Raw genomic sequence first — 12,388 nt, 5'->3', positions numbered from 1 at the left:
TCGATGGCTCGCGGCATTCGTAGGCAATCTTATGTACTGACTTGCACGCTTACTTTGTTCGATGCCTAGCTTTGCATTCTCACATACTTGCTGTTTTGCGTGCTGCTTTGCCGTCTCACCTGCCCACTGACTTGAGCACTGCTTTGCGCACTGACCGATAGAAGCGCGGTCTCGGTGTTACTATGGTCGTCATGACCACGATTATTGTGATGAGTGCATTAGAAAAAGAAATACAACCTGTGCGCAAGCGTTTTCCTGGAAAACTTCTGCAATCCGGCGGTTTGGATATTATGCATTACCATGATGGCAAGAACCATGTTTTCAGTGCTTTCGGTGGTATGGGATTGACTAATTGTGCAGCCGCTGCGCAGACTTTGATTCTTATTGCACGTGCGCACGCTGATAGTGCTCCAGATGCTTTGCTTTTCACAGGTATAGCTGGGAACTTAAACGCTCGCTTGGGCTTTGGGGATATTGTGCTCGGCGGTACTACCGTGTATGAAGAATGCGATAGAGCAATTATTGCCGAAGATGCGCCATATATGGAAAGCTTCCCAGGTTCAGAACGCCTGATTAACTTAGCCTTGGGAGTTGTGCGCTCACATAGTATGACTGCTGTGGCTAATAATGCAGACACTGCGGATGCTGCATCTGCAATGTACACCGAGGAGGGTATTCGCATACCTTCTGATAATCTCAAAAATTATTCTTCTAATCTTTCAGACCATCGCTTTACGGTGGGAACCATTGCTTCGAGCAATATTTTTAGCACTGATCCAGCCGTATTATCTGACTTTATTTCGCAAGATGGCGCTGACGCTGAGGAAATGGAAGGCGCAGCTGTTGTGCATGTGTGTTATAAAAACGAGATAGAAAGTTTGATTATTCGTTCGAATAGCAATGACTGCGGTGAAGCTTATGAAGAGCTAAATAACCATAAAGACGCTATGATAACAGCCGCAGGTTTAGCAGCTCAGGTTGCTTGTGAACTAGCAGATAAGTTACTTGCTGAAGAATAAGAAAAACAAGATTTGTGGTTCTAAGTATTTTAGCGGGGCTTTTGTTTAATACAGATCATTTCATTTGTTTATTATTGCAGCGCGTAGGGGCTTGAGTGATTCGTGAAACGTGACTTGGTATAGCGTTCTATGATTCCGCGCACGAGCGAGGACTGAAATCACTCTCAACGCTGGCGTATCTCATGAGTGGGAATTGAGAGGTTTTTTGAGTGCACATATTGTTAGCGTTCGGCACTGACAACTTTCACGCACTCCTAGGCGCTCATTTCATCTGATTTTTGGACGTGGGCGTTGTGTGCGTGCGGCGCTAGCAACTTTCACGAACCTACAATCTACACACCTCGTTAAATTCGAAGAACTCTTACTCTCACCCATTCTGCTTAACCGATTAATGCACCTGTTATGCCAGTTTTGATGGGCAAAAAATGGCTTCAAAACTGGCATATCGGTTGCGCGTATCGACATTCACTTATGAAGTAAAAACATAATTAGCCAAACCATCTTCATCGGAACGATGTCTTGACACATGACTGTTAGGGAATCAACGGGAACTGACTGGATAACACATCCTCCCTGAATCCCCGCTAAGTCCGAAGAACCCTTTTACAAGATAACAGATGTGCTGATTCGTCAATTCGTCAATCCGTCCATATGCAAAGGAGCCAGCTCACACAGAACTGGCTCCTTTATACCTTTTATACAAAACCTAAAAATAGGTAAAATCAATGCTGTTTAGCTCAATACGCGGCGAATGGAATAGCTACCACTGAAAGCGTAGGATACTGGAGCAGTCTTTGTGCCCAGTCCGTAATTCATAGCGTTCATGACCATGCCATTGCCAATGTAAATAGCTGCATGCATGCCGTTAGCAATAATATCTCCAGGCTGAGCCTCTGCAAGAGATGCAACAGCAACACCAACTCCTGCCTGCGCACCCGAAGTGCGAGGCAAGCTTACGCCAAAGTGGGAATAGACATACTGAACGAAACCGGAGCAATCCCAACCCGCTGGAGTATTGCCACCCCAAGAGTAAGGAGCGCCCACAAACTGCAGACTATAGTTTGCTACGTCAACGCCGGAACCAGATCCAGATACTGTGCCGGTAAATGATCCAGCAGAAGAAGAGGAACTTGATGCAGCTGCAGAACGAGCAGAGTTATGACTAGACTTTGCTTTAGACAAAGTGCCATTCAATGAGGATATATCAGAGTTATAAGTATCTGCGGAGTTCGTGGTATCAGCTAAATGACCTGCTGCAGTGTTCAAAGCATCAGCCAAAGCCTTCAAAGTACTCGAAGAAGCAGAGCTTAATGTACCATACTCAGCCTGTGCAGTGTTATATGCAGATACAAGCTTATCTCGTGCAGCGCTCTGATCAGGAGTCATTTCATACTTCACAGTTACTGCAGAACTATCAGAGCTTAAACTCCATTCATCACCTTGAACATAGCTAACAGTAGCTGTTTCCTGAGTTAAGCTGGAACGCTCTTCACTACGAGATACGCCAGATGCAGAAACGACTCCTGCGCCGGTAGCGTTAGCAAAGTTAGATGCTGTGGAACCAGCAAGAGCAACAACAAGAAGAGAAGAAATAGCAACAGCGCCAATCTTGAATCTCATTCTATTATTAGCAAAAACTCGCGATGCCTTAAAGAAAGCTGAATGGGTATTAAAAGGTGTTACTGGTGCAGAAGCGGAGCTTGCGCGATGCTTTCCTGAGCTCAAAATATCCCCTTAAATGCCCGCTAGGGTCTTCGTATGGACGATTTCAACGATTTTCTTGTACGATGCTTTAGCTATATAACGAGTAGATATACAAAATCAAAAACATCTAAACAGAAATAGTAGCACAGACAATATATTTTCGCTCAAGCTGAAAAGTTTCTACATATAATCATCCATAACTACCGCCAAACTATCAACAGACTGACTGACACCTGCAACACGGCTAACTTGCCCAGTAGTGGGGATATGGCATAATGAGAAAGATTTTGAATTAATGACTAATCGTTGAATACTAAAACGACGTTTGAATAGGTGATTTTAGTGGCACAGACTTCTAATGATATTAAGAATGGATCCGTTATTAATCTTGATGGCAAGCTGTGGAGCGTTATTGAGTTCCAGCATGTTAAGCCAGGTAAGGGTCCTGCTTTCGTTCGTACCAAGATTAAGGAAGTGCTCACCGGCAAGATTGTTGACAAGACTTTTAACGCTGGTATGAAGATGGAATTCGAAACTGTAGATAACCGTACTCTGCAGTATTCCTACAAGGATGGCGATAGCTTCGTCTTTATGGATATGACCACTTATGATCAGGTTTTCATTCCAGAAACTTTGATTGGTGACTCTGAGAAGTTCCTGCTTGAAGGTACTGACTGCATCGTATCTTTCCATGATGGCAACCCATTGTCTGTGGAACTTCCAGCATCTGTAATCTTGACTGTATCTCACACTGAGCCAGGTTTGCAGGGCAACCGTTCCTCTGCAGGAACTAAGCCAGCAACTATGGAAACTGGTGCAGAGATTCAGGTTCCACTGTTTATTAATGAAGGTGACCGTTTGAAGGTAGATACTCGCTCCGGCGACTACCTTGGACGCGAAAACTAAAACGAGTAGGAACTTAAGGACCACTATTTAATATGGCACGTTCCACTGCTCGTAAGCGCGCGCTGAATACGCTTTTTGAAGCTGATGTAAGAGGTCAGGAATTTACTGACCTCTTAACTGAGCGTATTGCGTATCCAGGCGCTCAAACTCCACTTCCAGACTATGCCATTGAGATTGTGCACGGGGTATCAGCTCATCGACGCACCCTAGACAAGGCTCTCGGTGACGCACTTGAGTCGTGGGAGGTGAAAAGGATGCCTGCAGTTGACCGCAATTTGGCTCGCATGGCTGCTTGGGAAATCGTATATAACGATGAAATCCCAGCCGGAGTAGCTATTAATGAAGCGATTGCATTAGCTAAAACATATGCAGGTGACGATACTCCAGATTTACTCTTCGGTGTGCTCAGCACAGTTGAGAAGAATGCTGACGCTATTCGTACGGAAGAAATTGAGTGGCAAGAAAAGCGTGCTGCTGAAGCTGCTGCTCAAGCTCAGAAAGACGAAGAAGAAGCACAAGCTGATACTAGCTCGACATCTGAAACATCAGGAGAGAATACACGCAGCGAAACAAATCTTTCCAATCTTTCTTTCGCTGATTTTAGCATTTCCAATACTTCGTCTGAGGATTCAGCAGATTCTACGGAGTCCACTGAGTCCGTAGATTTCGCGGAGTCCACAGAGTCTTCGGAATCTAAGAATGAAGATGCGTTCCCAGATCCGCATAACAATACAGACGAGGCGTTGAACTCCGATAATTAAACGCCATCACAACAAGCTCTAGGAGGCATGTGTGAACAGCCAAGATTCGGCCACTATTAGTCCAGATATCTATTCCATCCACAATGCCGTATTGGTGCTTGAAGATGGAAACGTATATGTGGGAAGCCCATATGGTGCGCAGGGCGTCACCACGGGTGAAATTGTTTTCTCCACCGCTATGACGGGTTATCAGGAAACATTGACTGATCCGTCATATGCTCGTCAGATTGTGGTGCAAACATTCCCGCATATTGGCAATACCGGTGTAAATGATGAAGACGTTGAGTCTTCCAAAATATGGGTAGCAGGATACGTAGTTCGAGATCCTGCTACCCATATTTCTAATTGGCGTGCACAGCGCAGTTTGGATGCCGATTTGAACACCTACGGCATTGTAGGTATCGCAGATATTGATACGCGCAAACTGGTACGTCACTTGCGCTCTGCAGGTGTTATGCGTGCAGGTATTTTCTCTGGTCAGGCTCTGGTAGATGAAACAGGACGCTTAAAACGCGTCGAAGATTTACTAGACGTCGTAAAAAGCTCTCCACTAATGAGCGGCGCTAATCTCTCTCAAGAAGTATCAACAGACAGCACATATGTAGTTGAACCTCAAGGCGAGTTCGAAGGCAAGGATCCGCTGTATACCGTAGTCTCCTTAGACTTGGGTGTTAAAGCTATGAGCCCATATCGCATGGCTGAGCGAGGCTGCTGCGTACATGTATTGCCAGCGAACTCCAGCTTCGAAGACATTGCGGCTCTTAACCCAGATGGCGTTTTCTTCTCCAACGGCCCTGGCGACCCTGCCACAGCTGATTTCGAGGTTGAACAATTGCGTAAGGTCCTCGACGCTAATATTCCATTCTTCGGTATCTGCTTTGGTAATCAGCTTCTTGGTCGTGCTCTTGGTTTCGGCACGTATAAGCTCAAGTTCGGTCATCGCGGTGTTAATCAGCCAGTACAAGATCTCACCACAGGAAAAGTGGAAGTAACCGCACATAATCACGGTTTTGCTGTAGACGCTCCTCAAGGCAATCCAGTTCCAAGCCCGTTCGGTAACGGTCACTACGGTCGAGTGCAAGTAAGCCATATCGATCTTAATGATAACGTGGTGGAAGGCTTGCAGTGTCTGGACATTCCTGCTTTCTCGGTACAGTATCATCCAGAAGCAGCAGCTGGTCCACACGATGCAGGTTACTTGTTCGACCGTTTCGTCGAGCAGATGAAGAACGCTCGCGCTCGCCACGCGCAGAACAAGCAGAACTAAGACAGTCGAAACGATAGAGAGGAAAATCCATGCCAAAGCGCACAGACATTACATCCGTTATGGTTATCGGTTCTGGTCCTATTGTGATCGGTCAGGCTGCAGAGTTTGATTATTCCGGTACTCAGGCATGTCGCGTTCTGCGAGAAGAAGGCGTTCGCGTTATTTTGGTGAACTCGAACCCAGCAACAATCATGACTGACCCAGAAATGGCTGATGCTACCTACATTGAGCCGCTGTCGGTTCCTATTTTGGAGCGCATTATTGCGAAGGAACGCCCAGACGCACTGCTGCCTACTTTGGGCGGTCAAACAGCATTGAACGCTGCTATTGCTTTAGGCCAGGCAGGCGTTCTCGAGAAATATAATGTTGAACTTATTGGCGCATCCTTGGAAGCAATCGACCGTGGTGAAGACCGCGAGCTCTTTAAGCAGGTGGTTACGGAAGCTGGGGGAGACTCTGCTCGCTCCTTTATTGCCCATTCTATGGAAGAAGTAGAACGCATTGTAAACGAGGAACTGGGTTACCCAGTTGTTGTGCGTCCAAGCTTTACCATGGGTGGTTTGGGCTCCGGTATTGCGCGCAACCTCGAAGACTTGCATCGTATTGCAGGCGCAGGTTTGCACTATTCTCCAACTAACGAAGTGCTTATCGAAGAAGGCTTGGAAGGTTGGAAGGAATATGAGCTCGAGCTGATGCGCGACCGCAACGATAACGTGGTTGTGGTCTGCCCAATCGAAAACGTAGACCCAGTGGGCGTGCATACAGGCGATTCGATTACCGTAGCGCCAGTATTTACCCTCACCGACCGTGAGTATCAGAAGCTGCGTGATATTGGTATTGCTATTATCCGCGGTGTGGGCGTAGATACAGGTGGATGTAATATTCAGTTCGCTGTGAACCCACGCAACGGACGCATTGTGGTTATTGAAATGAATCCACGTGTATCTCGTTCCTCCGCATTGGCGTCGAAGGCAACGGGTTACCCTATTGCAAAGATTGCTGCCAAGCTTGCTTTGGGCTATACTCTCGACGAAATTCGTAACGATATTACGCAGTCTACTCCTGCATGCTTCGAACCAACCATTGACTACGTGGTTACCAAGATTCCTCGTTTTGCTTTTGAAAAGTTCCCAGGTGCAGACGATACCTTAACCACATCCATGAAGTCTGTGGGCGAGGCTATGGCTCTGGCTGGAAACTTCCAAGAATCCTTGGGTAAAGCAATGCGCTCCATCGATAAGCGTCACGCAACCTTTAGCTGGGATGGCGAAGTTCCTAGCCAAGAAGAGATAGCAGAACTGTTGAGCGCTATTAGTGTTCCGACAGAGCACCGCTATTTGCAGCTTATGCGCGCTATCTGGGGTGGAGCTACCTTAGAGCAGATTTTTGATGCAACGAAGATTGATCCATGGTTTATTGATCAGCTTATGCAGATTAACGCAATTGCTATGGACGTGAAAGCTGCTGAAGCATTAAGTCCAGAACTGTTACGCACTGCTAAGAAAGCAGGTTTGTCTGATGTTCAGATTTCCCACTTGCGTGGCATGGGAGATACTGGCGAAGATGTTGTGCGCGAATTGCGTAAGAACTACGGTATTCGCCCGGTTTACAAAACAGTAGATACTTGCGCTGCAGAATTCGATGCTGTGACGCCATACTATTACTCCACATACGCTCAGGAAACTGAGCTGAAGAAGCGTGAACGTGAAGCAGTTATTATTCTCGGCTCTGGTCCAAACCGAATTGGTCAGGGTATTGAATTTGACTACACCTGTGTGCATGCTGTTCAGGAGCTGGGCAAGGATTACGACACCATTATGGTCAATTGCAATCCTGAAACAGTATCTACTGATTACGATATTTCTGATCGTCTTTACTTCGAACCATTAACCTTCGAAGATGTGCTTGAAATCTACCATGCTGAACTCAAGCAAGGTCCTGTTAAGGGCGTGATTGTGCAGCTTGGTGGACAAACTCCGTTGTCGCTTGCCGCTCGATTGAAGGCTGCCGGTGTTCCAATTTTGGGTACTACTCCAGAGGCTATTGATTTGGCTGAAAACCGTGAGCTTTTCGGTGAAGTTTTGGATGGAAAGGGCTTGAACGCTCCTCGCTATGGCACAGCTTTGTCTTTCGATGAGGCTTTGCAAGCTGCTCATTCCATCGGTTATCCAGTGCTTGTGCGCCCATCTTATGTTTTGGGCGGCCGCGGTATGGAGATTGTTTTCGAAGACTCGCAGCTTAAGGAGTATGTAAACCGTGCTCTTAAGGAAGCGCAAGCAGACCGCGTGGTCTCCGGTCGTCTGCCATCGCCTTTGCTTATTGACAAGTTCTTGTCTGACGCGATTGAAGTTGATGTTGATGCTCTCTATGACGGTCATGAGCTGTATGTGGGCGGCATTATGGAGCATATTGAAGAAGCCGGCGTGCATTCTGGTGACGCGGCTTGCACCCTTCCTCCAAACACACTGTCTGATTCACAGATTAAGCGCTTGCGTGAAGCAACTTTGGCTATTGCTGAAGGTGTGGGTGTGCGCGGTTTGATTAATGTGCAGTTTGCTTTTATGAGCAACACCTTATATGTGATTGAGGCTAACCCTCGTGCTTCGCGAACTGTGCCATTCGCATCTAAGGCAACAGGAACAGCCTTAGCTAAAGCTGCTGCTCGTATTATGGCAGGCGAAACAATCGCTGACTCTCGTAAGCTCGGGTTGCTTTTGCCAGAAGGCGATGGCGGAGATATTCGCCCAGGGCAGCCAGTAGCAGTTAAGGAAGCAGTATTACCATTTAAGCGCTTCCGCACTGAAGCTGGTAAAACAGTTGACGTTATTTTGGGGCCAGAAATGCGTTCTACTGGTGAAGTTATGGGCTTCGACCGCGATTTCCCACACGCTTTTGCGAAGAGCCAGATTGCAGCCTACGACACAGGATTGCCAACAGGCGGTAATGTGTTTATTTCTGTGAACGATACAGATAAACGACAGTTACCTTTGATGGCTGCCCGTTTATTGGAGCTCGGCTTTAAGCTGCTGGCAACAGAAGGAACAGCTTCTGTTTTGCGTCGTTACGGCATGGATGTGCAGGTGGTTGACAAGCTTACTCGCGTTAATGATAGCGATGATATGCAGCAGGAGCGCGTGCCAGGAAGCACTGGAAAGAACGTTGTTCAGCTGATTGAAGAAGGAAAGATTGATTTAATTTTGAATACGCCAAGCTCTCGTAGCTCGCGTTCAGATGGTTATTCAATCCGTGCAGCTGCAATTGCTGCTGATTTGCCTCAGTTCACAACGGCTACGGAATTCCTCGCTGCTTTGATTGCTATTGAAGCGGTAAAGACTGCTGATTACGATATTGCTTCTATTCAAGAGCATGCACAGCGTTTGCATGAGCTAGATAAAGCATAAGAAGAAAGCATAATAAAGATTGCCTCACTGGTTGTACAGTGAGGCAATCTTTATTATACCTAAGAAGAATGTTCAAAACTCATCTGAGTGACTGCAGAGTTTTCCCAATAGTGAAATGAATAGTCCCTTTTCTCTTCTACGCAGTGCGAATGCTCTTTAATTGTGGATAGAGAAAAGCGCATAGAAGAACTAAGAACCCGTGCAATCCTGAGGCGCATATAATAAGTACGGTGGCATTATTACCGGTTACTGTATACATCCAATCCCATGCAGGATAACTTATAGCTCCAATCGCTGCTACTACAGAAATAAATACAGACATAACTTGGGCAACAAGACTTTGGTCAACCGACTGAATAAAAATAGATTGAAAAGCAGGACTAATAATCGCTTGGGAAAAAGCGAAAAGAAATCCCCAGAAAACCGCTATAACACCAATACGAGTAACAGCAAGAGAGCATAAACATACAGTAATCAATATATGTGATGCAGTCAGAAGCTGAGCAAAACTAAATATGTGTGAACACTGAGGAGCAATCAGATAACTGATAGCGTATCCTGCTGATAGTGCGCTTAAATACCAACCATAGCTTTGTATATCATGCAGTTGCGTAGTGAAGTAAAAGATAATTGCAAAACCCAAACCTGAATTTGCTACCGCTTCAACCACAGCAAAAGGGAAAAGCAAACGGTACGTGCGATTTGCAGCAAAAGTTTTTATGCCCTGACGCCAGTTAGTGAACAATTCAGGTAATGTTGACGATGTGTTCTCATATATATGCCTGTAGCCCGCCGTCTTCGAGATCCGCCAGATAAGAACTACAGTTAATAAGAGAGCAAGTGTTTCTGTAAGCAGAATAGGTATATAGAGCTGAGTGCTACCTGCTAAACCGGCAACAGCTGGACCAATTAAAGTTCCCATAAGACTGCTAAAACGCAGAAGAGACAGAACCCGAGTAAGCTTCTTGGACTCAGTAATGCGATTAACAAAAGAACTGATGGCTGGGAAATAGAAAGTATCACAGGCGGTAGTGAACATAACCAAAAGAGAGACTATCCAAAAAAGAAGATTAGCATATGTATGCGCTGATGGTTGCGACCAGACGATAACAACTATAACGCCTATACCTGCTCCCATACGCAGTAAGCATGCGCTCATAGTGGTATGCAATACTCCGTAATGTTCAGCTACGGTTCCGGAAAATAAACCAGTAATAAGTTCACTGATAGCGCTGAGCATTAAATAAATAGTCAGGTATTTGCTTGACTCCTGTACACCAGCTAATAAAGAGTTAACAAGCCAGAGCTTAATAGTGGTAGCCGCAACTGTAGTGGCGTAGTTAGAGAGAAAATCACTTGCTGCAAGGCGGTAGTATCCACGAAAATGGTTAAGAAAGTTCATCTAGATTTGCCTTACGTGCAAAACTGCATTGCCAGAGTATTGCATGAGATATAGATTGAGCAGTTTTCGTAAATTCATTCGTAAAATTATCATCGTCCCAAATCTGATTCTGTAAATTCTCGAAATCACTAACGGAATCAAACAAATTAACAATACGATTAAGAGAGTCAACTATGCTAGCAAGTAATTGTTCTTGATATGAAAAATCTATGTCAAGTTGCTCGGGTAATGCTGTGTGGCACCTTTTAAAAGTAGCTAAAGAAGTGATTGTCGAAGAGGTAATCTCTCGACAGTGTATAAATATCTTACGTATTTCTTCAACAGTTCCACAGTGTGATGTATTTTCGTCAACGATAGTGGATTCAAGTGCAACATTGGCTCTAAAGAAGAGCTCTGCTGTTCTGAATAAATCAGCACAATATGCTGCACTTGTTCTCACATATTCGTCAAACATTTCTTCAGAAGAAGGCATGTTTGTTCTTTCCTAGTTTGGCTTTACTTATTGTTTTGGAGGCAGTGGTCGAGGATTGATTCCACCTTGCTTGCTCATAGTTCACTTCCTTTCAATCATACTGATGTTAACTTTTCTAACATCAGTATAGACAATAAGCTCATTATTGTGTTTTTATTATGCGTTTTATATAGTGAGATTGTATGTATTAATATTCTGTCCTCTCGCTGAAAATGAGGGTTGAGGGTATAGTAAAATCCATGACTGAACAAACGCATCGCCTTGTTGTATTAGCTGGCCCTACGGCAGTGGGTAAAGGAACAGTAGAAGCTAAACTGTTTGAAGACCATCCTGAGATTTGGTTGAGTGTCTCTGCGACCACGCGCGATCCTCGACCTGGTGAAGTAGATGGTGTGAACTACTTCTTTATGACCGAGCAAGAATTTTTAGATAAAGAAGCGCGCGGTGAATTCCTAGAAACAGCAGTAGTGCATGGTGTGCATCATTATGGAACGCCTGCTGCTCCTGTAAAAGAACATTTAGCAGCGGGTATCCCGTCTATGTTGGAAATTGATGTGCAAGGTGTGCATAAAGTGCGCGAACGTGCTGCAGAAGTAGGATTGAATCCTATATTTGTTTTCCTTGCTCCTCCTAGTTTTGAGGAACTTGTAGCTCGATTAAAAGGACGCGGCACGGAAACCGCGGAACAGCAGCAGCGACGTTTGACTACTGCACGTCATGAGCTTGAGCTACAAAATGAGTTCGATATAGTCATTGTTAATGATGAAGTAGAGCGTGCAGCTGAGCAATTATGGTCTGTTTTTGAGCAAGCTATGGGAAAGACTGCTTAAGGGGAGTAGCTTATGCTCGTTGAATTTAATACGGGAAAATTTTATCTCGGTTATCCTGTCGTGGTTCTTGGTTATAAAGATGACGATTACGGCTACAATATAACGACGAACAGCTCTACATATTCTTTGCGCAATAATATTGTGCTGGGAGTAAGCTCCGATAGTCGAGCGGCTCAGCAGATTGAAAAGTATGGTGAATTCACCGTCAATGTGGCAGCTGAACCTGTTATGACTTCCGTAGAATCTGCTGGCTGGTGGCATGAGGAAGATAAACTGTCACGCTTGGATCTGAACGCGCAAACTGCGAGCATGATTAATGCGCCACTTCTTACCGATTTTCCGATTATCTTCGAATGCACGGTGAAGAAAATTGAAAAAATGGATAACGTGCATCATATCTTCGCCGCTATTAAGCAGAGATGGATTGACGATAGCCTGCTCAAGGATGATGGCACGTTACAGATTGATGATTATGCTCCCGTGCTTTTTGCAGGTGACGAAGCAGAATGTGCTTATAAATTTACACAGCATGGGCGTGTACGTATGGGTAACTATATGAAGTAATGATTCTCGCAGGGGTGAGAGTATGTGATATTGCTCACTTTTTGCATGAATTAGTGAAAATA

At 45.2% G+C, this 12,388-nt stretch carries 9 protein-coding genes and 1 pseudogene; 7 read left to right on the top strand and 3 right to left on the bottom strand.

The genetic code is table 11. The features are described from left to right. Nucleotides 1–191: 191 nt before the first annotated feature. Nucleotides 192–1,019 (top strand): 5'-methylthioadenosine/S-adenosylhomocysteine nucleosidase family protein, encoded by an 828-nt coding sequence (locus tag G464_RS0102300; RefSeq protein WP_022856571.1) that lies wholly within the window; start codon nt 192–194, stop codon nt 1,017–1,019. A 732-nt stretch (nt 1,020–1,751) separates the two neighbouring features. Here G464_RS0102300 and G464_RS10465 read toward each other — a convergent pair. Beyond that, nucleotides 1,752–2,195 (bottom strand): annotated as a pseudogene (locus tag G464_RS10465) (C40 family peptidase); the annotation flags it as partial. A gap of 870 nt (nt 2,196–3,065) precedes the next feature. On the opposite strand from G464_RS10465, the gene efp reads away from it, so the two are divergent. Genes efp through carB form a run of 4 tightly spaced genes read left to right on the top strand, consistent with a single transcriptional unit; the run spans nt 3,066 to nt 9,058 of the window. Beyond that, nucleotides 3,066–3,629, top strand: coding sequence for an elongation factor P (gene efp / locus G464_RS0102290; protein ID WP_022856569.1), 564 nt, complete (start codon nt 3,066–3,068; stop codon nt 3,627–3,629). 32 nt (nt 3,630–3,661) lie between these two features. Further along, on the top strand, nt 3,662–4,390 hold the full coding sequence (gene nusB, locus G464_RS10460; protein WP_021617941.1) for a transcription antitermination factor NusB: 729 nt from the start codon (nt 3,662–3,664) through the stop codon (nt 4,388–4,390). 31 nt (nt 4,391–4,421) lie between these two features. Beyond that, nucleotides 4,422–5,657: a glutamine-hydrolyzing carbamoyl-phosphate synthase small subunit gene (gene carA / locus G464_RS0102280; protein WP_022856568.1), complete on the top strand. Its 1,236-nt coding sequence runs from the start codon at nt 4,422–4,424 to the stop codon at nt 5,655–5,657. Nucleotides 5,658–5,686: 29 nt separating this feature from the next. Continuing rightward, nucleotides 5,687–9,058 carry a carbamoyl-phosphate synthase large subunit gene (carB, locus tag G464_RS0102275; RefSeq protein WP_022856567.1) on the top strand — a complete coding sequence of 1,124 codons (3,372 nt, stop codon included), beginning with the start codon at nt 5,687–5,689 and terminating at the stop codon, nt 9,056–9,058. Nucleotides 9,059–9,194: 136 nt separating this feature from the next. Here the strand turns inward: carB and G464_RS0102270 are convergent, their stop codons facing one another. Next, entirely contained in the window at nt 9,195–10,460 is a 1,266-nt protein-coding gene (locus G464_RS0102270; protein WP_022856566.1) for an MFS transporter, read from the bottom strand. Continuing rightward, nucleotides 10,447–10,932, bottom strand: coding sequence for a hypothetical protein (locus tag G464_RS09620; RefSeq protein ID WP_022856565.1), 486 nt, complete (start codon nt 10,930–10,932; stop codon nt 10,447–10,449). Before G464_RS09620 ends, G464_RS0102270 begins: the two co-directional genes overlap by 14 nt. Before the next feature lie 239 nt (nt 10,933–11,171). Here G464_RS09620 and gmk point away from each other — a divergent pair, with 239 nt between their 5' ends. Continuing rightward, entirely contained in the window at nt 11,172–11,762 is a 591-nt protein-coding gene (gmk, locus tag G464_RS0102260; protein ID WP_022856564.1) for a guanylate kinase, read from the top strand. A 12-nt stretch (nt 11,763–11,774) separates the two neighbouring features. Next, nucleotides 11,775–12,326 carry a flavin reductase family protein gene (locus tag G464_RS0102255; RefSeq protein ID WP_022856563.1) on the top strand — a complete coding sequence of 184 codons (552 nt, stop codon included), beginning with the start codon at nt 11,775–11,777 and terminating at the stop codon, nt 12,324–12,326. Nucleotides 12,327–12,388 lie beyond the last annotated feature (62 nt).

Source organism: Alloscardovia omnicolens DSM 21503 (assembly GCF_000420505.1).
Lineage (GTDB): Bacteria > Actinomycetota > Actinomycetes > Actinomycetales > Bifidobacteriaceae > Alloscardovia > Alloscardovia omnicolens.
This window is presented reverse-complemented; position numbering and strand designations above follow the sequence as displayed.